This window comes from Pseudomonas sp. TNT2022 ID642 (assembly GCF_028656995.1).
Classification (GTDB): domain Bacteria; phylum Pseudomonadota; class Gammaproteobacteria; order Pseudomonadales; family Pseudomonadaceae; genus Aquipseudomonas.
The window spans coordinates 19,815-41,418 of sequence record NZ_JAMDGW010000041.1 but is presented as its reverse complement, the minus strand read 5'-3'; the positions used below and the strand labels follow the sequence as shown (position 1 = coordinate 41,418).

General features: G+C 60.6%; 22 protein-coding genes. 9 read left to right on the top strand and 13 right to left on the bottom strand.

Annotated elements, in window-relative coordinates; translation table 11 throughout:
• The first annotated feature begins 73 nt into the window (after positions 1-73).
• Positions 74-1,357 (top strand): Zn-dependent hydrolase, encoded by a 1,284-nt coding sequence (locus M5G26_RS28480; protein ID WP_150730073.1) that lies wholly within the window; start codon positions 74-76, stop codon positions 1,355-1,357.
• A 127-nt stretch (positions 1,358-1,484) separates the two neighbouring features.
• Positions 1,485-2,426: a DHH family phosphoesterase gene (locus M5G26_RS28475; protein WP_273917099.1), complete on the top strand. Its 942-nt coding sequence runs from the start codon at positions 1,485-1,487 to the stop codon at positions 2,424-2,426.
• On the opposite strand, the gene M5G26_RS28470 is transcribed toward M5G26_RS28475, so the two are convergent.
• Positions 2,396-3,262: a CAP domain-containing protein gene (locus M5G26_RS28470; protein ID WP_273917098.1), complete on the bottom strand. Its 867-nt coding sequence runs from the start codon at positions 3,260-3,262 to the stop codon at positions 2,396-2,398. The two genes, M5G26_RS28475 and M5G26_RS28470, sit on opposite strands and share 31 nt — an antisense overlap.
• 302 nt (positions 3,263-3,564) lie before the next feature.
• On the bottom strand, positions 3,565-4,335 hold the full coding sequence (locus tag M5G26_RS28465) for an alpha/beta hydrolase (protein ID WP_273917097.1): 771 nt from the start codon (positions 4,333-4,335) through the stop codon (positions 3,565-3,567).
• A gap of 112 nt (positions 4,336-4,447) precedes the next feature.
• Between M5G26_RS28465 and M5G26_RS28460 the strand changes: the two genes are divergently transcribed.
• The gene (locus M5G26_RS28460) at positions 4,448-5,392 is read left to right on the top strand and encodes an aldo/keto reductase (protein WP_273917096.1); all 945 of its coding nucleotides are present in this window, start codon (positions 4,448-4,450) and stop codon (positions 5,390-5,392) included.
• Between the two features lie 379 nt (positions 5,393-5,771).
• Here the strand turns inward: M5G26_RS28460 and M5G26_RS28455 are convergent, their stop codons facing one another.
• A complete protein-coding gene (locus tag M5G26_RS28455) occupies positions 5,772-6,665 on the bottom strand; it encodes a LysR family transcriptional regulator (RefSeq protein WP_273917095.1) in 894 nt (297 codons plus the stop codon).
• A gap of 184 nt (positions 6,666-6,849) precedes the next feature.
• On the opposite strand from M5G26_RS28455, the gene M5G26_RS28450 reads away from it, so the two are divergent.
• Positions 6,850-7,293: a (R)-mandelonitrile lyase gene (locus tag M5G26_RS28450; protein WP_273917094.1), complete on the top strand. Its 444-nt coding sequence runs from the start codon at positions 6,850-6,852 to the stop codon at positions 7,291-7,293.
• 228 nt (positions 7,294-7,521) lie between these two features.
• Here the strand turns inward: M5G26_RS28450 and paoC are convergent, their stop codons facing one another.
• The 4 genes from paoC to M5G26_RS28430 form a co-directional block, all read right to left on the bottom strand.
• Positions 7,522-9,720 (bottom strand): aldehyde oxidoreductase molybdenum-binding subunit PaoC, encoded by a 2,199-nt coding sequence (gene paoC, locus M5G26_RS28445; RefSeq protein ID WP_273917093.1) that lies wholly within the window; start codon positions 9,718-9,720, stop codon positions 7,522-7,524.
• Entirely contained in the window at positions 9,717-10,682 is a 966-nt protein-coding gene (locus M5G26_RS28440; RefSeq protein WP_273917092.1) for an FAD binding domain-containing protein, read from the bottom strand. The genes paoC and M5G26_RS28440 overlap by 4 nt, the downstream gene beginning before the upstream one ends.
• Positions 10,679-11,302 carry an aldehyde dehydrogenase iron-sulfur subunit PaoA gene (paoA, locus tag M5G26_RS28435; RefSeq protein WP_273917091.1) on the bottom strand — a complete coding sequence of 208 codons (624 nt, stop codon included), beginning with the start codon at positions 11,300-11,302 and terminating at the stop codon, positions 10,679-10,681. Before paoA ends, M5G26_RS28440 begins: the two co-directional genes overlap by 4 nt.
• 356 nt (positions 11,303-11,658) lie before the next feature.
• Positions 11,659-13,413, bottom strand: coding sequence for an L-lactate permease (locus M5G26_RS28430; protein WP_273917090.1), 1,755 nt, complete (start codon positions 13,411-13,413; stop codon positions 11,659-11,661).
• Between the two features lie 243 nt (positions 13,414-13,656).
• Here M5G26_RS28430 and M5G26_RS28425 point away from each other — a divergent pair, with 243 nt between their 5' ends.
• A complete protein-coding gene (locus M5G26_RS28425) occupies positions 13,657-13,860 on the top strand; it encodes a hypothetical protein (protein WP_007918829.1) in 204 nt (67 codons plus the stop codon).
• Positions 13,861-13,916: 56 nt separating this feature from the next.
• Here M5G26_RS28425 and M5G26_RS28420 read toward each other — a convergent pair whose 3' ends face one another.
• Positions 13,917-14,192, bottom strand: a complete 276-nt coding sequence (locus M5G26_RS28420; RefSeq protein WP_150750841.1) for a hypothetical protein — start codon at positions 14,190-14,192, stop codon at positions 13,917-13,919.
• Between the two features lie 46 nt (positions 14,193-14,238).
• Between M5G26_RS28420 and M5G26_RS28415 the strand changes: the two genes are divergently transcribed.
• Genes M5G26_RS28415 through M5G26_RS28405 form a run of 3 tightly spaced genes read left to right on the top strand, consistent with a single transcriptional unit; the run spans position 14,239 to position 15,937 of the window.
• On the top strand, positions 14,239-14,448 hold the full coding sequence (locus M5G26_RS28415; protein WP_273917089.1) for a hypothetical protein: 210 nt from the start codon (positions 14,239-14,241) through the stop codon (positions 14,446-14,448).
• A 50-nt stretch (positions 14,449-14,498) separates the two neighbouring features.
• Positions 14,499-15,581, top strand: a complete 1,083-nt coding sequence (locus M5G26_RS28410) for a hypothetical protein (RefSeq protein ID WP_273917088.1) — start codon at positions 14,499-14,501, stop codon at positions 15,579-15,581.
• A 2-nt stretch (positions 15,582-15,583) separates the two neighbouring features.
• Positions 15,584-15,937, top strand: coding sequence for a DUF1428 domain-containing protein (locus tag M5G26_RS28405; protein WP_150694012.1), 354 nt, complete (start codon positions 15,584-15,586; stop codon positions 15,935-15,937).
• A 250-nt stretch (positions 15,938-16,187) separates the two neighbouring features.
• Here the strand turns inward: M5G26_RS28405 and M5G26_RS28400 are convergent, their stop codons facing one another.
• A complete protein-coding gene (locus M5G26_RS28400) occupies positions 16,188-16,382 on the bottom strand; it encodes a hypothetical protein (RefSeq protein WP_273917087.1) in 195 nt (64 codons plus the stop codon).
• A 107-nt stretch (positions 16,383-16,489) separates the two neighbouring features.
• Here M5G26_RS28400 and thpR point away from each other — a divergent pair, with 107 nt between their 5' ends.
• Positions 16,490-17,011 carry an RNA 2',3'-cyclic phosphodiesterase gene (gene thpR, locus M5G26_RS28395; protein ID WP_273917086.1) on the top strand — a complete coding sequence of 174 codons (522 nt, stop codon included), beginning with the start codon at positions 16,490-16,492 and terminating at the stop codon, positions 17,009-17,011.
• Positions 17,012-17,247: 236 nt separating this feature from the next.
• On the opposite strand, the gene M5G26_RS28390 is transcribed toward thpR, so the two are convergent.
• From M5G26_RS28390 to M5G26_RS28375, 4 genes are all read right to left on the bottom strand, one after another.
• Positions 17,248-18,345, bottom strand: coding sequence for a polyamine ABC transporter substrate-binding protein (locus M5G26_RS28390; protein ID WP_034155530.1), 1,098 nt, complete (start codon positions 18,343-18,345; stop codon positions 17,248-17,250).
• 189 nt (positions 18,346-18,534) lie between these two features.
• The gene (locus M5G26_RS28385; protein WP_034155531.1) at positions 18,535-19,410 is read right to left on the bottom strand and encodes an ABC transporter permease subunit; all 876 of its coding nucleotides are present in this window, start codon (positions 19,408-19,410) and stop codon (positions 18,535-18,537) included.
• Positions 19,407-20,321, bottom strand: coding sequence for an ABC transporter permease subunit (locus M5G26_RS28380; RefSeq protein WP_273917085.1), 915 nt, complete (start codon positions 20,319-20,321; stop codon positions 19,407-19,409). Before M5G26_RS28380 ends, M5G26_RS28385 begins: the two co-directional genes overlap by 4 nt.
• Positions 20,318-21,460, bottom strand: coding sequence for an ABC transporter ATP-binding protein (locus tag M5G26_RS28375; protein WP_064389315.1), 1,143 nt, complete (start codon positions 21,458-21,460; stop codon positions 20,318-20,320). The genes M5G26_RS28380 and M5G26_RS28375 overlap by 4 nt, the downstream gene beginning before the upstream one ends.
• Positions 21,461-21,604 lie beyond the last annotated feature (144 nt).

The window sequence follows — 21,604 nt, the reverse complement described above, 5'->3', positions numbered from 1 at the left end:
GCGGACGCAGAGCGTCCATGGATGAGTTCCCACGCAGAGCGTGGGAACTATCGGTATCACTGAGGAGATCCCCATGAACGCAGCCGTAGACGTTCTGCAATCGAGCCATCAGCACATCAACCGCGATCGCCTGTGGGCCTCGCTCATGGAGCTGGCCAAACTCGGCGCGACGGTCAAGGGCGGTGTCTGTCGCCTGGCCCTGACCGATCTCGACCGCCAGGCCCGCGACCTGTTCGTGCAATGGTGCAAGGACGCCGGATGCAGCGTCACGGTCGATGCTGTCGGCAACATCTTCGCCCGTCGCCCCGGGCGCAATCCGAATCTGCCACCGGTAATGACCGGCAGCCACATCGACACCCAACCCACCGGCGGCAAGTTCGACGGTTGTTTCGGCGTGCTCGCCGGTGTCGAAGTGCTGCGCACGCTCAACGACCTCGGCGTGGAAACCGAAGCGCCGCTGGAAGTGGTGGTTTGGACCAACGAAGAAGGCTCGCGCTTCGCTCCGTGCATGATGGGTTCGGGTGTGTTCGCCGAGAAATTCACCCTCGAAGAAACCCTCGCCAAGGTCGATGCCGACGGCGTGACCGTTGGCGAAGCGCTCAACGCCATCGGCTACGCCGGCCCGCGCAAAGTCAGCGGGCATAAGGTCGGTGCCTATTTCGAGGCGCACATCGAACAAGGCCCGATCCTCGAAGACGAGCAGAAAACCATCGGCGTGGTGCTCGGCGCGTTGGGGCAGAAGTGGTTCGACCTCAAGCTGCGCGGCGTCGAAGCGCATGCCGGCCCGACGCCGATGCACCTGCGCAAAGATGCACTGGTCGGCGCCTCGGTGATCGTCGGTGCGGTCAACCGCGCCGCCCTCGGCCACCAGCCCCACGCCTGCGGCACCGTCGGTTGCCTGCAAGCCTATCCCGGCTCGCGCAACGTCATCCCCGGCGAAGTGCGCATGACCCTCGACTTCCGTCATCTGGAACCGGCGCGTCTCGACTCGATGATTGCCGAGGTTAAACAAGTCATCGAGGCCACTTGCGAAGAACACGGCCTGACCTACGAACTGACCCCGACGGCGGACTTCCCGCCGCTGTACTTCGAAAAGGGTTGCGTGGAAGCCGTGCGCGGTGCGGCGAAAGGGCTTGGTTTGTCGAATATGGACATCGTCAGCGGCGCCGGACATGACGCGATTTTCCTCGCCGAACTCGGCCCGGCCGGGATGATCTTCGTGCCGTGCGAGGGCGGCATCAGCCACAACGAAATCGAGAACGCCGCGCCGGATGATCTGGCGGCGGGATGTGCGGTGTTGTTGCGGGCGATGCTGGCGGCTTCGGCGATGGTCGCGGGAGGACAGCGCGCAGCCTGAAGATCAAAAGATCGCAGCCTTCGGCAACTCCTACAGGGAAACCATAGATCCTGTGTAGGAGCTGCCGGAGGCTGCGATCTTTTCGCGGTCACCACAACGTCATGAAAATGTGCGATTTTGCCGGCCCATGAAAATCATCACCTCCGGTGCGTCCTATCTGGACATCGACGCCTACGCCTGCTGCATCGCTTACGCAGAATTGCTCAACCTGCAAGGCATTCCCGCCCGCGCCGTCAGCAGCGCGCAACCCAACGCCAGCGTTTCGCTAACCGTACTCGGTTGGGATGCGACTTTTGACGATTACCAGCCGACACCGAGTGATGAATTTGTTTTGGTCGATGTCTCGGACTATCACCATTTCGACCCGTTGGTAGTGCGCGAACGGGTGGTGGAAGTCATCGATCATCATCCGGGGTACGAGCATTACTGGGCGCAGAAGCTTGGATCTGCTGCCGATATCCGCCCGATCGGCGCCGCAGCGACTCAGGTTTTTCAGCGCTGGCAGACGGCCGGTGTGCTGCCGCAGATCAGCGTGCAAAGTGCCGCTTTGCTGGCCACCGCGATTCTTGACAACACGCTGAACTTCACCGGACAGATGACCACGCCAGCGGACATCGAGGCTTACGCCGACCTCGCTTCACGGGCAAAACTGCCGGCAGACTGGCCCCGGCAATATTTTCTCGAATGCCAGGCCTCGATCGAATCGGACCTGGTCGCTGCATTGTCAGCCGACTCGAAATGGATGAAACCCGAAAGCAACCTGCCATGCTTTTTCGCGCAAATGACCGTGTGGGATGCTGATGCTTTGCTGCAAAAGCATCGGCCGATGATCGAGCGCTGGATGGCAGAGCAGGGCGATGACTGGCTGTTGAATGTGATCAGTATCCGCGACCGCAAAAGCTGCTTTCTGGCGCCAGACGAGGTCAGCCAGCAAAAGCTCAGTCATTTATTGCCACTCGACTGGCAGGCCGGATTGGCCGTGCGGGCGCCGTCAATGCTGCGCAAGGAACTGTTGAAATTGGGGCTGGACGCTGGCAGTCACTGCGCGCCAAACAGCATCGTCCAGTAAACCCCTTCATCACTGCGCGCCTCACTGGCAAACCCGGCACCAACCTGGGTAAACATCGGGTTCATCAGGTTGGCGCAATGCCCGGGACTGGCCAGCCATCCGGCCATGGCCTTGCCCGGTGAACTCTGCCCGGCAGCGATGTTTTCGCCAATTTGCCGACCACGATAACCCGCCGCACGGGCGCGATCGGCGGGCAGGTCGCCGTCCGGGTCGCGGTGGGCGAAATAGTTGCCGTAAGCCATGGCTTTGCTGTGTCTCTGTGCGGCGGCGCCTAGCGCGGCGTTCCAGCTCAGTGGGCGGGCGGCGGCGAAGCGCTGGCGTCCACACATCCGTGGCCGGGCGCGCGCGGCGTTGACCTCAGCGAGCAGCGCCTTGCCGACGCTGCGGTTATCGCCAACGCGGCTGTCGAGCACCGGTTGCGCCAGCACCACTTGCCATTCATTGCGCGAACGACTGACACCGATATCGGCGTAGCTCGCATCCAGCAGCGCGGCGCAGTGCTCCTCTTGCAGCAGGTCGAAGGCCTCTTCGGCGTCCTCGGCCCCGACCACACGAATACTGCGCACCGCGATGGCGGAATAACCGGACGACTTCAATGCTTCACGCATGCCCCCGGCGTAGCGATAACCGATCGGCAAAGCCAGGTTCGACTTCAGCGCCAACGGCGCCAGCCGTTGCGCCGGGCGTCGATCGCAGCGTTGTGGATGGGCGCGATAGTCATTGATGGCGGCCACCAGTTGCCGCTCCGCACCGGCATGGGCGGATTCAGCGAACAGCGGCGAAAGGATCAGCAGGCACAGCGAAACCAAGCGAGACGAACGAACGGCGTGGCGCATGAGACGGGCAGCTCTAAAGGAGGACAGCGCAAAAGTTGCGTGAACCGCAGAACGCGGCGCGGATAGGACTGGGCTTTTTGGACTTGGTTCAAGGGGCGGGGGAGGGGGTTTGTTGTCGGGCGACGACTTGCTGCTTGTTTCAGGGAAATGGGCGATGGCTGTTCAGGCCCCATCGCTGGCAAGCCAGCTCCCACAGTTTTTGCGGTGGACACGATTTTGTGAGCTACTGCGTAACCTGTGGGAGCTGGCTTGCCAGCGATGGCGCCCGCCCAGCCAACACAAAAAGCACGGTTGAATCCCCATCAGCGATTCAACACATCCCCCATCCACTGCAAATACTGCGCACGGTCGGAAATCGAGTTATGCCCCGAATCCGGCACCACCCGGAGCACCGCCACGCCTTGCGGGAAATTCTCCAGCAAACGCTGGGTGCTGGCGCGCGGTATCACCTCATCGTCACTGGCCGCCAGCAACAGCGTCGGCACGCGAATATGCGCGGCGTATTTGCCTGACTCGAAACGATCCTTGAGTAACCACTTCACCGGCACCCACGGATATTGCCGCGTCGCGATTTCTTCGAGGCTGTTGTAAGGCGTCACCAGAATCAGCTGCTGCACCGGCCGCTGACTGGCCAGACGTATCGCGACACCGGAACCGAGGCTGCGCCCGACCACGGCAACCTGCGGGTGACTGGCGTAGACCTGATCGAACAGTGCCAGCGCATCCCCGGCAATCGCCGTCTCGGACGGTGAGCCGCCGCTGCCACCGAAACCGCGATAGTTGAGCAGATACACCGCGTAATCGGGAAACGCCTCGGCAAACTCCGGCAGATTGCGCGATACATCCTCGGCATTGCCGCCGAAATAGATCAACGCCCGCGCGCCGACGCGCTCACGAGTGACCACCGAAACCTGCGCGTCCGGCATCGAGAGTGTCATCCGTGAATCAGCGGAAGTGAAGGTATTGGGCTGCGGAAAATAGATCAGCGAGCGCTGAAAAAAGAACAGCGCCGCGCACAGCACCAGGTACACGGCAACGATCAATGCGACGAGTGACATCAGGGTTCGGGACATTCGGCTACTTTTAACGGTGTGTGAAGGATCGCTGTCGCAGTGTAGTCCAGCCCTGCAACCGGGCCGCTCGCACACACAACATGCAACAGATCCACGCAGCAGGGGAACCAGCATGAGCCACACTGAGGGTTACTCCCGTCGCCGATTGCTCACGCTGGCTGCCGGGGTTTCGGCGGTCTTCACCTTTGATCGGGCGTTGGCCACAACCACCACACCCGCGACTTCCGGAGGCCACGCCATGCAGACCCGCGCCATCCCGTCCAGCTCTGAGTCGCTGCCGATCGTGGGGCTGGGCACCTATCGCGGCTTCGACGTCGCCCCGGGTGATCCGGCCTATCGACAATTGTCGGCGGTGCTGGATGAGCTGTTCACCAAGGGCGGCACGCTGATCGACAGTTCACCGATGTATGGCCGTGCCGAACAGACCACCGGCGAACTGCTGTCGATCCACGAACCACGTTCGCCAGCGTTTCTGGCCACCAAAGTGTGGACGCGCGGACGCAAGAAAGGCATCGCGCAGATGGAGCAGTCGTTCAGCCTGCTGCGCACCGAGCGCATCGACCTGATGCAGATCCATAACCTGCTCGACTGGCAAACCCACCTGCCAACCCTGCGTGAATGGAAAGCCCAGGGACGCATCCGCTACATCGGCATCACCCATTACACGCCCTCGGCTTACGAGGAAGTTGAAGCAGTGCTGAAGGCCGAGCCACTGGATTTTCTGCAAATCAATTACGCCCTCGATGACCGTGGCGTGGAGAAACGCATCCTGCCGCTGTGCCGTGAGCGCGGTGTTGCGGTGATTTGCAACCGGCCGTTTGGTGGTGGTGATCTGCTCGCGCGGCTCAAGGGTAAGCCGCTGCCAGGCTGGGTTTCCGATGTGCAGGTCAACAGCTGGCCACAATTGGCGTTGAAGTTTCTGCTTTCGCATCCAGCGGTGACTTGCGTGATACCCGGCACGGGCAATCCGCGTTACATGGCCGATAACGCCAGGGCCGGGTTCGGGCCGATGCTCACCGATGCGCAGCGCCATCAGTTGATTGCGTTGATGGGTTGATCGAACTCGCAAAACGATCGCGACTTCGCGTTGGTTCAGGGTTGTATTAATTTCGAAACGGTCTGAAAGACTGTCATATCTGACAGTTGGAAAGGGGGTTGTTTGGCGGTGAGTATGGAGATTCCTGCCTCACCGAAGAAGAGCGATCATGGACGTGCAAGGCCGCAGGTTCACCTATTGCACCGGGGTTTGTCTCTTACTCATTTTGGTCGCTGCGTACGCCCATAACGAACAGTATGTTTGTCTGGGCATGCAGCGCGGGCAGATTGCAACAGTGACTGCGAACTCTGTGTACGCGGCCGTGCAGATAGCCAAGGCGTCTTGGGGCGCTGCGGGTTGCTTTAAAAAGTGATCAGTCGGAGGACTGGGTACAAGGCGCTCAACCGCGATAGCGCAACGCCTCCAGCAACAACGCAAACGCCGGTGCTGCCTGGCGTCGGCTCGGATAGTAGAGGTGATACCCGGCAAACGTCGGGCACCAATCCTCAAGCACTTGCAGCAAACGGCCGTCGGCGAGATACGGCGCGACGACGTTTTCCGGGATGTAGCTCAGGCCGAAGCCGTCCAGCGCCGCGTCGAGCAACGGGTAAACGCCGTTCAGGGTGATCTGCCCGGACACCCGCACTTTCAGGCTTTCCCCATCCTTCTCGAATTCCCAACTGTACAGCCCGCCGTTGGTGGGCAGGCGCAGGTTGTTGCAGGCGTGCTCGGTCAGATCGCGTGGCGTTTGCGGAGCGGTGCGTTTGGCGAAATACGCGGGCGAGCCAACCACGGCCATGCGCATGTCCGGGCCGATGCGGGTGGCGATCATGCCTTGCGCGACGTCTTCGCCCAGGCGCACGCCGGCGTCGAAACCCTGGCCGGCGATGTCGACGAAACCATAATCGCAGCAGACTTCGATGGCGATGTCCGGGTACTGCGGCAGAAAATCCTTGAGCACCGGGCGTAGCAGCCAGTTCAGCGAGTGGTCGGTGGCGCTGATGCGGATCTTGCCCGCCGGGGTGTCGCGCAGGTTGCTCAGCGCCGCCAGTTCCAGTTCGATCTCTTCGAAGCGCGGGCCGATGGTTTGCAGCAGGTGTTCGCCAGCCTCGGTGGGCGAGACGCTGCGGGTGGTGCGGGTCAGCAGACGCAGGCCCAAACGGGCTTCGAGGGCGCGAATCGTATGACTCAGTGCCGATTGCGAAACGCCGAGTTTGGCAGCCGCCTTGGTGAAGCTGCGCTCGCGGGCGACGGCGAGGAAGGCGAGGAGGTCAGTGGCGTTTTCCCGAAGCATTGATGAGTGTCCTGCATAAGTTTTTTTGAATTCTAGTCGATTATCTGAAGAGTTCGGCTGGGTAAAGTGACTCAACCTCTGTAGGAGCTGCCGGAGGCTGCGATCTCTTGATCTTGCTCTAAAAATCAAAGTCTAAAGATCGCAGCCTTCGGCAGCTCCTACATTCATCTGTTCGGAGAAAGTCATGAACCCGATTGCCGCTTCTGCGTTAACCCTTTCCCTGTTGGCGGGGGAGGTGCAGGCTAATGAAAACCCGCGTGTGACGGTCACGCCCAATGGTTCGCAACCTTCGGCCAGAGGCCCGGCGGATTGGTTCACTGGCACTGTCCGTGTCGATGCGCCGTTCAAAGGCACAGACGAGGCGCGGGTCAGTGGTGCGACGGTGACGTTTGAGCCGGGTGCGCGCACCGCTTGGCATACGCATCCGTTGGGGCAGACATTGATCGTTACGGCGGGTTCCGGGTTTGTGCAGGAGTGGGGGCAGCCGGTTCGTGAGATTCGTCCTGGCGATACCGTGTGGATTGCGCCGGGGGCCAAGCATTGGCACGGTGCGGCGCCGACTACGGCGATGACGCATATTGCTATTGCTGAAGTGCTGGATGGCAAGGTGGTCGAGTGGATGGAGTAGGTGAGTGCCGAGCAGTATCCGCATTCCGAGTGAAGCGCTTCCCTCACCCCAGCCCTCTCCCGGAGGGAGAGGGAGCCGACCGAGGTGTCTGGCGTCATACATCGACCTGAGAGACCGTGTCGATTATGGATTCACAGCAGGACGTTCAAGTCGGCGCAGCTCCCGAATATCCCCCAATCGGTCCCCTCTCCCTTTGGGAGAGGGCTAGGGTGAGGGGCTTTTCAGGGTTCAGATCATCTCCGGCAACGACGACAAAATCTTGTCCAGCATAACCGGATACTCCCGCACCCGCGCCCCCGTAGCGTTGTAAATCGCATTCGCCACCGCCGCACTGACCCCGCAAATCCCCAACTCACCAACACCCTTGGCCTTCATCGGCGAAGACACCGGATCGGTCTCATCAAGAAAAATCACTTCCTGATGCGGAATATCGGCATGCACCGGCACTTCATACCCGGCCAGATCATGATTGACGAAAAACCCCAGCTTCTTGTCCACCGCCAACTCTTCCATCAACGCCGCACCAACGCCCATGGTCATCGCGCCGATGACCTGACTGCGCGCCGCTTTCGGGTTGAGAATCCGCCCGGCCGCGCACACCGCCAACATGCGGCGGACCCGCACTTCACCGGTCGCCGCATCCACCGCCACCTCAACGAAATGCGCACCAAAGGTCGACTGCTGATACTGCTCGGCAAGGTCGGCAAATTCGATGCTGTCCTCAGCCACCACAGCGCCGTTTTGCGCGGCATTGCGCAACGGCACGCTCTTGCTGCCGAGCCGCACCTGACCGTCGACAAACTCTGCCTGATCCGCCGCCATACCCAACTTGCCAGCCACCGCCTCACGCAACTTCATACACGCGGCATACACCCCAGCCGTTGAGCAGTTAGCGCCAAATTGCCCGCCGGAACCTGCGGACACCGGAAAGTTCGAATCGCCCAGATGCACGCTCACATCCTTCAAACCAACGCCCATCATCTCGGCCGCCGTCTGCGCGATGATCGTGTAACTGCCGGTGCCGATATCGGTCATGTCGGTTTCCACCGTGACCTTGCCATCGTGCTCCAGCCGCACCCGCGCACCCGACTTGACCAGCAGGTTGTTGCGGATCGCCGCCGCGACGCCCATGCCGATCAGCCAGCGACCCTCACGCCGTGCACCCGGTTGCGCATTGCGCTTGTCCCAACCGAATTTCTCCGCACCGGTTTGCAGGCATTCGATCAGGCGCCGCTGCGAAAAAGGCCGCTCGGTTTTCACCGGATCGACCTGGGTGTCGTTGAGAATTCGGAACTGGATCGGATCAAGCTTGAGCTGCTCGGCCATCTCGTCCATGGCGATTTCCAGGACCATCAGCCCCGGCGTTTCACCGGGTGCACGCATGGCGTTGCCTTCGGGCAGATCCAGCGGCGCCAAGCGCATGCTCACCCGTCGATTTTCAGCGGCGTATAACAACTGACTCGGCTGCGCCGCGACCTCGACTTTGCCTTCAGCCAAGTTGCCCGACCAGCCTTCGTGGGCGATCGCAGTGAGTTTGCCGTCCGCTGTCGCGCCCATGCGAATGCGCTGAATCGTCGCCGGGCGGTGAGTGGTGTTGTTGGCGATCTGCGGGCGGGCGAGGGCGACTTTTACCGGCCTGCCAGCCATGCGCGCACCGAGGGCGGCGAGGATTGCATCCGCGCGCACGAACAACTTGCCGCCGAAACCGCCACCAATGTACGGCGAAATCAGCCGCACCTTTTCCTTGGGCAAACCGAGCGTCGTGGCGATATCGCCGACGCTCCACGCGATCATCTGGTTCGACGTCCACAAGGTCAGTTGATCGCCTTTCCACGCCGCCAACGTGGCGTGCGGCTCCATCATTGCGTGGGACTGATCCGGCGTGGTGTAGGTCTGATCGAACTGCACCGGCGCGGCGGCGAACGCCTTGGCGAAATCACCATGGCTGACGTCGGGCAATTCGTCTTTCGGCTCGACGCCTTGGTCGCGCACGCTGGCCAGATCGAATTCGCCTTTGGCCGCGACGTAGTCGACCTTGACCATTTGCGCAGCGGCGCGCGCCTGTTCAAAGGTCTCGGCAACCACCAGCGCAACAGCCTGGTGGTAGTGCTGAATCTCCGGCCCGGCCAACAAATGCGCGGCGTTGTATTTGCCTTTGCCGAGTTTGCCGGCGTTGGCGGCGGTGACGATGGCCAGCACACCCGGCGCGGCCTTCGCCTGTTCAAGATCGATATTGTTGATGCGCCCCTTGGCGATGGCCGAGCCGACCATGACACCGTAAGCCTGATTGGCCACCGCTTCATGCTGCTCATAGGCGTAATGCGCCTGACCGCTGGTTTTCAGCGGGCCTTCGATGCGGTCGGTGGGTTGGCCGATGACCTTCAACTGGTCGATCGGGTTGGTGGTGGCGGGCGTGTCGAATTTCATGCTTCATCCCTCGCTTGCGCCAACACCGAACCGAGCGTGCGCTCGACCAGGGTCAGTTTGAATTGGTTGTCGTGGGTCGGCGTGGCACCGTCGAGCAGGCGTGCGCTGACCGCTTTGGCGCCTTGGGGCAGCAACGCTTCGGCGGCTTCAACCCGCCATGGTTTCGGCGCGATACCGCCGACGGCAACGCGACCGCTGCCGTCCTTTTGCAGGATCAGACCGACCGACACCAACGCGAACGCATAGGACGAGCGATCACGCACCTTGTGATAAACGTGGGTGCCGCCGACTGGCGCGGGCAATGTCACTGAGGTGATGAATTCGCCGGGCGTGAGGCTGGATTCGATGTTCGGCGTGGTGCCGGGCAATTGATGAAAATCAGCCATGGCGATACTGCGCGTGCTGCCGTCGGGTTTCACCGTTTCAATCTGCGCATCAAGGGCACGCATGGCAATTGCCATGTCGCTCGGGTGTGTGGCGATGCACGCGTCGCTGACGCCGATGATGCCCAACTGCCGACTGACCCCGCCGATCGCTGCGCAACCGCTGCCGGGTTGGCGTTTGTTGCAGGCCTGATTGGTGTCGTAGAAGTACGGGCAGCGCGTGCGTTGCAGCAGGTTGCCGGCGGTGCTCGCCATATTGCGCAACTGCCCGGAAGCCCCGGCCAGCAGGGCGCGGGAAAGCAGAGCGTAGTCTTTGCGAACGCGCGCATCGGCGGCCAGATCGGTGTTGCGCACCAGCGCGCCGATGCGCAAGCCGCCTTCGGGTGTGGCTTCGATCTGGTCCAGACCGAGGTGATTGACGTCAATCAGGTGCAACGGGGTCTCGATGTCGAGTTTCATCAGGTCGAGCAGATTGGTGCCGCCAGCGATAAACCGTGCGCCTTCAACCTGCGCAGCTTGTGCGGCGGCCGCGGCGGCCGCGGCGGGGGAGTCGGCACGGCTGTAATTGAACGGTCTCATGATTGCACCTGCGCGACTTCAGTGATGGCTTCGATGATGTTCGAGTACGCGCCGCAGCGGCAGATATTGCCGCTCATGCGCTCCTGAAATTCACTGGCGATCAGTTGCGGTTGCTCGGTCAGGCTGGCGCTGACGTGGCTGGGAATGCCGTCGCGGATCTCTTTGATGACCGCCACTGCCGAGCAGATCTGCCCCGGCGTGCAATAGCCGCACTGATAGCCGTCATGCTTGATGAACGCGGCTTGCATCGGGTGCAGATTTTCAGGCATGCCGAGGCCTTCGATGGTGGTGATCTCGCTGCCTTCATGCATCACCGCCAAGGTCAGGCACGAGTTGATGCGTCGGCCATCAGCGATCACCGTGCAGGCGCCACACTGGCCGTGGTCGCAGCCTTTTTTACTGCCGGTCAGGTGCAGGTGCTCGCGCAGGGCATCGAGCAGGGTGGTGCGGGTGTCGACATCAAGCGCACGCGGCTTGCCGTTGACGTTGATCGTCACTTTGCTCATGGCCGGTTGCTCCAGATTGGCCGCGTAGGCCTTGAGGCTGATAAACGGCGGCATCGCGAAGGCGGTGGCGGTCACGGCGCCGAGGATCAGAAATCCGCGTCGGGAAATCGTCATGGTTCGATTCCTTTTCTCTCTTCATCAGGGCAGCAGGGTCGTGGATGGCCCAAGCGGGCAGCCAGCGTCATCGCCGGTCTCGTTAAGGAGTGACTGCCGGAGAGAGGAAAAGGTTTTGTCGGATTTGCGCTATAGAGTTATGCGTGTGGCTCATTAATCGACGGTACGACACGATCCCCTGTAGGCCTTCGCCTGCTCGCGATGGCGTCTTGTCCGTCAACATGAGTGTTGAATGTCAGTGCCTCATCGCTGGCAAGCCAGCTCCCACAGGTTTCGATGTTGTGAACGAAATTTTGTTTACAGCATGAGTTCCTGTGGGAGCTGGCTTGCCAGCGATGGGGCCAGATCATCCAGCCTCAATGCCCGCCGACCACCATCGAGGTAAACGGCGCCACATACGCCTGCAATGTCACCAACCCGCCGACCAGGATCGCCAGCACAATCGAGTGGAAGAACACATATCGCAGAATTTCGCCCTCATGCCCGTACCAGCGGGTCGCGGTGGAGGCGACCACGATCGATTGTGCATCGACCATTTTGCCCATCACCCCACCCGAACTGTTCGCTGCCGCCATCAGCACCGGACTGATCCCGAGCTGTTCCGAGGTCACCCGCTGCAATCCACCAAACAATACGTTTGACGCCGTATCCGAACCGGTCAACGCCACACCCAGCCAACCGAGCAAGGTGCCGAACATCGGATAGAAAATTCCCGTCGCCGCAAACGCCAGACCCATGGTCGCATCGAGCCCGGAGTAGCGCGTGAGAAACCCCAGCGCCAGCATCGCCGCGATGGTAATCAGCGAAAACCGCACGACCCACAACGTGCGCAGATACTGCTTGATCAGTTGCGGAATCGAGTAGCCCATCAGCAAGCCACCAACAATCGCCGCCAGCAGAATCCCGCTGCCGGTAGCGGTGAGCCAGGTGAATTTGTACACCGCTTCTTCAGCCTTCGGTGCCGCGACCACCGGCGGGACTTTTTCGATTTGCAGGTGCAGGCTGGTGAACGTCACCGCCGGGGCGAAAATCGGGTTGGCCTCGCGCAGCGGTTTGCCGGCGGGATCAAGCTTGGCCGACTGGGTGACCGGATCAATCGCCGGCCGGGTGTCGAACATATTCTTGAAGCCCTGCGTGCCCCAGGCAAACACGAACACAGTGAGGATGATCCACGGCATCCATGCGCGCATCACCGCCGGGCGCGCCTGATCGCTGAACGCGGCGCTGGCAGTGATTTTTTCTTCATCGACCTTGGAGTTGTCTACGCGCCCCGAAAGCGCAGCGGAGGTGTGAATGGTCGCCGGTTTCCACACCTTTAAAAACAGCGTCAGACAGGCCATGGAAATCAGCGCGGCGATCACGTCCACCAGCATTGGCCCGTGGTAGTTCGACACCAGAAATTGCGGGATCGCGAAGCTGACGCCGGCCACCAGAATCGCCGGCCAGATCTCGAGCATCTTGCGCCACCCGGCGAATGCCCAGATCAACCAGAACGGCACCAGCACCGAGAAAAACGGCAACTGCCGACCGACCATCATCGACAATTCCATTTCATCCAGCCCGGTGACTTTGGCCAGTGTGATGATCGGCGTACCCAGTGCGCCAAATGCCACCGGCGCGGTGTTGGCGATCAGCGCCAGACCTGATGCCGCCAGCGGCGAAAACCCAAGTCCGATCAGAATCGCCCCGGTCACCGCCACCGGCGTGCCGAACCCGGCCGCGCCTTCGAAAAACGCACCGAAGCAGAACGCGATCAACAGCAGTTGCAAGCGTCGGTCATCGGTAATGCGCGCGAGGGAATCCTGCAGCACTTTGAACGAGCCGTTCTCGGTGGTCAGGCGATGCAGAAAAATGATGTTGAGGACGATCCAGCCGATCGGCAATAAGCCATTGGCCGCGCCAAACAACGCCGCAGAGCCGGCCATGTTCGCCGGCATGCCAAAGGCAAAAATCGAAATCAGCAGGGCGGAAGCCAATGCCAATAACGCCGCGAGATGCGCCTTGACGTGGAAAAACGCCAGCGCCGCAAGCATCACCACCACCGGCACGGCGGCCATGAGCGTGGAGATCACCGGGTTGCCGAACGGGTCGTAAATTTGCTGCCAGACCATGGTCCACCTCTGCTTGTTGTTATTGAGGGCGCAGATCCATTGCGTGGGGCTAGGTTGCAAGCAGTATAGGTGGCATTTCGCCGCCGCTCGGGCAGTGCGGGCGGGGCGACAAACGGTCGATAGTGGCCACTGAATCAACGGCGTTTTGCCCGGTCGTATCTGCGGCTGCGCGCACCGCGTCCTGATGGCGCGGGCAGCGTCGCCGACTCCGTCGTCAAGAACTTGGTTTTAGGGAAGTATTGGATGAAGCGCGCTACAACGATGCTGCTGACCGTGACCGCCGCCGTATTGCTCGGCGGTTGTGTGGCGGACTTTGATGATGACCACCGCCATGGCCGGCATTACGACCGCGATCATGGCCGTAATTACGACCACGACCGGCGCTGGGATGACCGCGATGATCGCCGCGACGGGCGTCGTTACTATCGTGATCGGGATGATGACTGATTGAACAAAAAGAGGGCGTTCCCCAAAAAGGAACGCCCTCTGTCATTAGCCCTCAATTAAAAGTGAGCGCTCGCCCGGACGCTGGATCGCGCAGGCACGGAGGCCTCGATGTCCAGCAAATGGGTGGCGAGAATGTCGCTCAGAAAGCGGAATTGATCGTTGATGCCGACCACTTCATTACTGAAATGATTAGTCGCGGCGGGCATCAGCAGATCTTCGAAATCTTCGTTGAACACCAGTGCCTGAGCTTTGTGCGACACGGCGTGCTGGTCGTAATAGTTGCTGCCGAACACCGGGAAACTCACGGAGAGTGTGACGTGGGTGTGAATCATGCTGTGAACTCCTCGTTGTGTTTCGGATGGCTTAATCGTGCCTTTCATGGACGACGGGCGGAAGGCAATCGTGGCGATGGTGAATATCGATGGCAGTGATGGTTGGGGTTTTTTGGGTGTTGCTGATGGCCTCATCGCTGGCAAGCCAGCTCCCACAGGTTCTGAGGTGATCACAAAATCTGTGGCCGTTGGAAATCCTTGTGGGAGCTGGCTTGCCAGCGATGAGGCCGGTACTTCCAACATCAGGCTCAATTGACCCACCTATACTCAAATCTGCCTCCCACACATTTGAAGGAAACCGCCACCGTGAACCCGCGTGCGCTGCTCGTCGCCGCACTGTTGTTGCTGGCCGGCTGCGCCACCTCGGCGCGGGTGCCGGTGGCAGCGCCGCAAGCCGTGTTCGTCTCGCCGCAGACCTGGCAGCAGATCGACCGGGAAATCGTCAGTGCTTCGCAGCAGTCCACCGAGCAAGTCAAAGTCTTCGCCCGTGGCTCGATGGAACATTGGCGCACTCGGGTCTATCAGCAAACTGAAGAAAATTTCATCCCGTGGTTCAGCAGCTACTGGACCCAGGAATGGCTGTCGATGAAGGTCAGTTGGTACACGATCAATGCCGGTGGCGAGCAGGATGCCTCGGCCAAGCGGCTGGCGGCGTATCTGCTTGAGCAGTATCAGGAAAGGGTGCTGGCGCCAGTGGCGGTGGAGATCGATCCGGATGCGATTCTCGGCCAGGCGACGGCTTTCTATGCACAGTTGATGGCGCAGCAGATGCCGCTCATCGCCCAGCGCCATGGTGTGCCCGTTGGTCAGCTCAATGGACGCTTGCAGAAAATCCCCGCCATCGCGCTCGGCCCGCCACCGGCGCGGGATGCTTCGCTGTTTAAGGTCATCAGTACCGAGCCGTTGAATACGCTGCCGGCCTACGCCGCGCTGATCGACAAGATTCACACTGAGGGTGGCGCCAAGGGCATTGCCTCGACGGACGCGGGCATGGCGCCGGTGGCCAAACGCGCCAGCCAACGGATGGAAGCGGAAATGGCCCCGCGCGGGGCTGCCAGTGCGGTCGCTGCCGCAGCCGGAAAACTGGCTGGCGGACTCATTTCGGTCGGTGTGGCCGGCATTCGCGCGATCATTCAGGCCAATGACCGGCCGGACAGTGAAGCGCTGATCCGCAGCAGTCTGGGCAGCACCTTCGACAAGGCCTGGATGAAACTGGTGCAGAACCCGACCACCGGCGTCATGGCCGGCACGCTGCACATGGCCGGGCAGGTCGAGCGCAATCTGGGTGGGGGCGATGAACCGTCGGTCGGTTTGGGCGTGAATGCTGTCGAATGGCAACCGCCGAAATCGACTAACCAGCAGATCGAACCCAACGTGCAAGGAGAGTGATCATGGCTTATATCGATATTTTTGTAGCGCCGGTGCCGAGCGCCAATCGTGAGCAGTACAAAAAACACTGTGAAATCGCCGCGAAACTGTTCAAGGAATACGGCGCACAGGACGTGGTTCAGTGCTGGGGCGATGACGTGCCGGAGGGCAAGGTCACGTCATTCCCGATGGCGGTAAAGCTCAAGGAAGGCGAAACAGTTTCATCTGGCTGGCTGATCTGGCCGGACAAAGCCACCCGTGATGCCGGCATGGGCAAAATGATGGAAGACCCGCGCATGCAACCGGACGTCAACCCGATGGGGTTTGACGGCCAACGGATGATCTTTGGTGGTTTCAAGAACATTCTTGAATCCTGAGGCTAACGCAAAATCTCTTGTAGGCTTTCGTCTACTCGCGATGGCGCCCGTACATTCAAAATCATCATTGCCTGACCTACCGCTATCGCTGGCAAGCCAGCTCCCACAGGTTTTGTGTGAAGCCAGCAATGGTGGGCGCACCGCACGACCCTGTGGGAGCAGGCTTGCCAGCGATGGCGTCTGCACATTCAACACCTCATTGGCAGACCTGCCGCTATCGCGAGCAGACGAAGGCCTACAGGTACTGTGTTCACTCGGATGAGGGAGTGATGCGGCAGCTTTTGCGGTTGCGAATCTGTTCGTCAGTGGGCCGCTCGCGGACGAATTCGAAGCGCGGCTCACCCTCGCTGTAATGCACCAGCCAGCCCCATTCCAGTTCGCCTTCATCCTGCCCGGGATTCGGTGGCCGAGCCCACCACGGTTCTTTGCTGAGGATCTCGCGCATGGCGGCCTCCGGTTGATGGCAATCCTTGAACTATAGCTTCCTGTCACGGGTCGTCAGATCAGGCTGTGTAGAATCCGGCGGATCACGATGAACAGGGGAGCAGGGCCATGACCGAAGAAGCGAAGCGACTGTTTTTCGCCCTCGATTGCCCAGCGGTGCAACGCAAGGCAATTGCTCAGTGGCGAGGGGAGTTGGGGTTGCGAACCGGTAAGCCCGTGCCGGCGGACAATTTTCATCTGACGCTGTTGTTTCTCGGCGCGGTGCCATTGGCGCAGATCAACGAAGTCTGCGAGGCGGCCGGGCAAGTGCGTACGCCGGGGGCGGCGTTGAAGATTTCGCTGGATCGTTTGCAGGTCTGGCATCGCGCCGGGGTCTTGTCGCTGGCGCCGGAGCAGGCTCCGCAGGCGTTGCTGCGCTTGGTCTACGCGCTGGAGCAGGCGATGTTGCCGTTTGGCTTTGAAGAGACCCCCCGCGAGTTTCGCCCGCACCTGACGTTGGCTAGAGACTACCGCGCGCCGGAGCCGGAATCCGCTACGCCACCGGAGTTTTTCCTGCGTGCCGAACGCTTCGCCCTGTTCGAATCACACAAGGGCCGCTATCGGATCCTGCAGGATTGGCCGCTGATCTGAAGGCACAAAAAAAGGCGCCCGAAGGCGCCTGAGAATTCACCTGAGCCGAGGGAGCCAGGTGAGGCCGTTCATAGCAGGGTGCAGCGGTGGTAAGGCGCTGCGTGAACGGGAAATTTTTACACTGATCGTTCCCACGCTCTGCGTGGGAACGCCTCTTGTGACGCTCCGCGTCACGCTTTGGGACGCAGAGCGTCCCGGACTGCGTTCCCACGCGGAGCGTGGGAACGATCATCGGCTCACTTACCGAGCTTCACCCGGGTCCAGCCACGGGTCATGATTCGCTGGGTGGCAATCGGCTGATCCGGCACCGCATACAACGTCGCCATCACCGCTTGCGACGGATACGAACCCGGGTCATTGCGAATCGCTTCATCCACCAATGGCGTGGCCGCCGCATTGGCGTTGCTGTAGCCGTTGCTGTTGGTGATCTCGGCGATGATGTCCGGGCGCATCAGGAAGTCCATGAACAGGTAAGCGTTCTCGACATTCGCCGCATCGCGCGGGATGGCGACCATGTCGTAGAAGCTGCCGGCGCCTTCCTTGGGAATGCTGTAGTCGATCACCACGTTGTTGCCCGATTCCACCGCGCGGGCCTTGGCCTGCAGCACGTCACCGGAGTAACCGACGGCGACGCAGATGTTGCCGTTGGCCAGATCGGAGATGTATTTCGAGGAATGGAAATAAGCCACGTTCGGGCGAATCTTCATGAACAGCGCCTCGGCTTCCTTGATGTGCGCGGTGTCCTTGTCGTTCACTGGGTAGCCCAGATAGTGCAGGGCGGCCGGGATCATTTCGGTCGGCGAGTCGAGGAAACTGATGCCGCAGGCCTTGAGCTTTTCAGCGTTTTCCGGCTTGAACAGCAAGTCCCAGGAATTGGTCGGGGCGTTGGCGCCGAGCACTTCCTTGACCTTGGCCGGGTTGAAACCGATGCCGATCGAGCCCCACATGTACGGGAACGCGTGGGCGTTGTCCGGATCACTGGCGGCGGCATTTTTCAGTAGCACCGGGTTGAGATTCTTCCAGTTTGGCAGCTTCGATTTATCCAGCGTCTGATAGACGCCGGCCTTGATCTGCTTGGCCAGGAAACTGTTCGACGGCACGACCAGGTCGTAGCCGGATTTGCCCGCCAGCAAACGCGCCTCGAGGGTTTCGTTGCTGTCGAAGACGTCGTAGGTCACGCGGATGCCGGTCTCATCTTCGAACTTCTTGACGGTGTCCGGCGCGATGTAATCGGACCAGTTGTAAACACGCAGCACCTTGTCGTTGGCCTGGGCGCCCATGACCATCGCGCCCATTAAGGACAGTGTCAGCAGAGTCCTGCCAAACATTTTCATCGGTACAACTCCATTCTTTTTATTCACGTTACGCAAAGCCCCCTCACCCTGACCCTCTCCCAGGGGGAGAGGGGACTGACCGAGGGGCTGACTACATTTGTGTAGGAGCTGTCGAGTGAAACGAGGCTGCGATCTTTTGATCTTTCACATCAAGATCAGAAGATCGCAGCGTGCCGCAGCTCCTACAGATCAAGCGGTGGCGGCTTGTTGCGGTTGCTGCCACGACTCGTTCGCCGTCTGATCCATCGCTTCCTGAATCGCTCGTTTGCGATTGGCTTCTGCCTTGCGGCCGAAGTACCAGACCAGGAAGGTCACCAACGAAACCGCCAGCAGAATCAGGCTGGCCACGGCGTTGATCTCAGGCTTCACGCCCAGACGCACCGCCGAGAACACTTCCATCGGCAACGTCGTCGAACCTGGTCCGGAAACGAAGCTGGCCAACACCAGGTCATCCAGCGACAAGGCGAACGACATCATCCCGCCCGCCGCCAGCGACGGCGCGATCATTGGAATGGTGATCAGGAAAAACACCTTGAACGGCTTCGCACCGAGATCCATCGCCGCTTCTTCGATCGACAGATCCAGTTCGCGGAGGCGGGCGGAGACTACCACCGCCACATAAGCGGCACAAAACGTGGTGTGGGCGATCCAGATCGTGACGATGCCGCGCTCCTGCGGCCAGCCAATCAACTGCGCCATGGCCACGAACAGCAGCAACAGCGACAGACCGGTGATCACCTCAGGCATCACCAACGGCGCGGTGACCAAGCCACCAAACAGCGTGCGACCCTTGAAGCGCGTCACGCGAGTCAGCACAAAAGCGGCGAGGGTGCCCAACGCAACGGCAGCAATCGCGGTGTAGCAGGCGATTTCCAGCGAGCGCACCACCGAGCCCATCAGTTGCGTGTTGTCGAGCAAACCGACGTACCACTTCACCGACCAGCCACCCCACACCGTCACCAGTTTGGAGGCGTTGAACGAGTAGATCACCAGAATCAGCATCGGCAGATAAATGAACATCAGGCCGAAGATCAGCATGAACTTGGAAAAACCGAAGCGTTTCATCCCCGTGCCTCCATCTCTTTGGCCTGGCTGCGGTTGAACAGCAGAATCGGCACAATCAGGATCAACAGCATCACCACCGCCAGCGCAGATGCCACCGGCCAGTCGCGGTTATTGAAGAACTCTTGCCACAGCACGCGACCGATCATCAGCGTCTCCGGGCCACCGAGCAGTTCCGGAATCACGAACTCGCCAACCACCGGAATGAACACCAGCATGCAACCGGCGATGATGCCGTTCTTGGCCAGTGGCACGGTGATTTTCCAGAAGTTGTTGAAGTTGCTCGAGCCCAGGTCCTGCGCGGCTTCCAGCAAGCTGCCGTCGTGCTTGACAAGGTTGGCGTACAGCGGCAACACCATGAACGGCAGGTAGGCGTAGACCACGCCGATATACACGGCCGTGTTGGTGTTGAGGATCTCGATCGGGTGATCGGTCAGCCCCGTCCACATCAGAAACGCGTTGAGCAGACCGTTGTTGCTGAGGATGCCCATCCACGCGTAAACGCGGATCAGGATCGCGGTCCAGGTCGGCATCATGATCAACAGCAGCAGGACGTTTTGCGTTTCCTTGCCAGTCTTGGTGATCGCGTAGGCCATCGGGAAACCGATCACAAGGCACATCATCGTGCTCAGCGCCGCGACTTTCAGCGAACCGAGATAGGCCGACAGGTACAGCTCGTCTTCGCCGAGCATGGTGTAGTTGCCGATGTTCAGCAGCAGCTGGAATTTCTGTTCGGCGTAGGTGTAGATCTCCGAGTACGGCGGGATCGACAGCGCGGCTTCCGAGAAACTGATCTTCATCACCAGAAAGAACGGCAGCATGAAGAACAGGAACAGCCAGATGAACGGAATGCCGATCACCAGTTTTCGCCCGCTGGGCACCAGGCGCAGGAATTTCTGATTGAAGGTTCTCATGAGCGCAGCACCACGCCGCTGTCGTCTTCCCACCACACGTAGACTTTGTCGTCCCAGGTCGGACGCGCGCCACGGCGTTCGGCGTTGGCCATGAACGACTGGACGATTTTGCCGCCGGGCAGTTCGACGTAGAACACCGAGTGGCCGCCGAGGTAGGCGATGTCATGTACCTTGCCTTCGGACCAGTTGTAGCGGAACTCGGGTTGGGTGGTGCTGACGAGCATTTTTTCCGGGCGGATCGCGTAGGTGACCGACTTGTCCTGCACCGAGGTGCTGACGCCGTGACCGACGTAAATCTTTTGCTGCAAGTCCGGGCTGTGGATTATCGCGTGACCTTCAAGGTCTTCCACCACGGTGCCGTCGAAGGCGTTCACGTTGCCGATGAATTCGCAGACCATGCGGCTGACCGGTGCTTCGTAGATGTCGATCGGGCTGCCGATCTGGGCGATCCAGCCGAGGTGCATGATCGCGATGCGCTCGGCCATGGTCATGGCTTCTTCCTGGTCGTGGGTCACCATCACGCAGGTCACGCCGACGCGTTCGATGATCTGCACCAGTTCCAGTTGCATCTGCGAACGCAGCTTTTTATCCAGCGCACCCATTGGCTCGTCGAGCAGCAACAGCTTCGGACGCTTGGCCAGCGAGCGGGCGAGGGCGACGCGCTGGCGCTGGCCGCCGGACAACTGGTGCGGGCGGCGTTTGGCGTATTGGGTCATGTGCACCAGACGCAGCATTTCATCGACACGGGCATCGATTTCGCTAGCCGGCAAACGATCTTGCTTGAGGCCGAAGGCGATGTTCTGCGCAACGGTCATGTGTGGGAACAGCGCGTAGGACTGGAACATCATGTTGATCGGCCGCTCGTACGGCGGCATGTCAGTGATGTCCACGCCGTCGAGCAGAATCCGCCCTTCAGTCGGGCGCTCGAAACCGGCGAGCATGCGCAGCAGGGTCGATTTGCCCGAACCGGAGCCACCGAGCAGAGCGAAGATTTCGCCCTGATGGATCTCCAGGGACACATCGTCCACGGCCACGGTTTCGTCGAACTTCTTGGTGACACGATCGACTTTCACCAGCACCTTTTTCGGTTGCTGATGACCTTCAAGTGCCTTCCTGTAAGTGCTGGAGGCGTTTGCCATGTGAAACTCCCAACAGGTTTCGTTCGCCTGGCCAATGTGGCCGGGCTTAAGTGGATTGCAAGCCTGTAAGCGCTGCTCCGGTCGAATCGCCGCAATACCCTGTGGGAGCTGGCTTGCCAGCGATGGCGGTGGGTCAGTCACCAT

Coding starts and splice junctions, on each gene's coding strand:
- M5G26_RS28480 (WP_150730073.1), top strand. CDS start 74: ATGAACGCAGCCGTAGACGTTCTGCAATCGAGCCATCAGCACATCAAC.
- M5G26_RS28475 (WP_273917099.1), top strand. CDS start 1,485: ATGAAAATCATCACCTCCGGTGCGTCCTATCTGGACATCGACGCCTAC.
- M5G26_RS28470 (WP_273917098.1), bottom strand. CDS start 3,262: ATGCGCCACGCCGTTCGTTCGTCTCGCTTGGTTTCGCTGTGCCTGCTG.
- M5G26_RS28465 (WP_273917097.1), bottom strand. CDS start 4,335: ATGTCCCGAACCCTGATGTCACTCGTCGCATTGATCGTTGCCGTGTAC.
- M5G26_RS28460 (WP_273917096.1), top strand. CDS start 4,448: ATGAGCCACACTGAGGGTTACTCCCGTCGCCGATTGCTCACGCTGGCT.
- M5G26_RS28455 (WP_273917095.1), bottom strand. CDS start 6,665: ATGCTTCGGGAAAACGCCACTGACCTCCTCGCCTTCCTCGCCGTCGCC.
- M5G26_RS28450 (WP_273917094.1), top strand. CDS start 6,850: ATGAACCCGATTGCCGCTTCTGCGTTAACCCTTTCCCTGTTGGCGGGG.
- paoC (WP_273917093.1), bottom strand. CDS start 9,720: ATGAAATTCGACACGCCCGCCACCACCAACCCGATCGACCAGTTGAAG.
- M5G26_RS28440 (WP_273917092.1), bottom strand. CDS start 10,682: ATGAGACCGTTCAATTACAGCCGTGCCGACTCCCCCGCCGCGGCCGCC.
- paoA (WP_273917091.1), bottom strand. CDS start 11,302: ATGACGATTTCCCGACGCGGATTTCTGATCCTCGGCGCCGTGACCGCC.
- M5G26_RS28430 (WP_273917090.1), bottom strand. CDS start 13,413: ATGGTCTGGCAGCAAATTTACGACCCGTTCGGCAACCCGGTGATCTCC.
- M5G26_RS28425 (WP_007918829.1), top strand. CDS start 13,657: ATGAAGCGCGCTACAACGATGCTGCTGACCGTGACCGCCGCCGTATTG.
- M5G26_RS28420 (WP_150750841.1), bottom strand. CDS start 14,192: ATGATTCACACCCACGTCACACTCTCCGTGAGTTTCCCGGTGTTCGGC.
- M5G26_RS28415 (WP_273917089.1), top strand. CDS start 14,239: ATGGACGACGGGCGGAAGGCAATCGTGGCGATGGTGAATATCGATGGC.
- M5G26_RS28405 (WP_150694012.1), top strand. CDS start 15,584: ATGGCTTATATCGATATTTTTGTAGCGCCGGTGCCGAGCGCCAATCGT.
- M5G26_RS28400 (WP_273917087.1), bottom strand. CDS start 16,382: ATGCGCGAGATCCTCAGCAAAGAACCGTGGTGGGCTCGGCCACCGAAT.
- thpR (WP_273917086.1), top strand. CDS start 16,490: ATGACCGAAGAAGCGAAGCGACTGTTTTTCGCCCTCGATTGCCCAGCG.
- M5G26_RS28390 (WP_034155530.1), bottom strand. CDS start 18,345: ATGAAAATGTTTGGCAGGACTCTGCTGACACTGTCCTTAATGGGCGCG.
- M5G26_RS28385 (WP_034155531.1), bottom strand. CDS start 19,410: ATGAAACGCTTCGGTTTTTCCAAGTTCATGCTGATCTTCGGCCTGATG.
- M5G26_RS28380 (WP_273917085.1), bottom strand. CDS start 20,321: ATGAGAACCTTCAATCAGAAATTCCTGCGCCTGGTGCCCAGCGGGCGA.
- M5G26_RS28375 (WP_064389315.1), bottom strand. CDS start 21,460: ATGGCAAACGCCTCCAGCACTTACAGGAAGGCACTTGAAGGTCATCAG.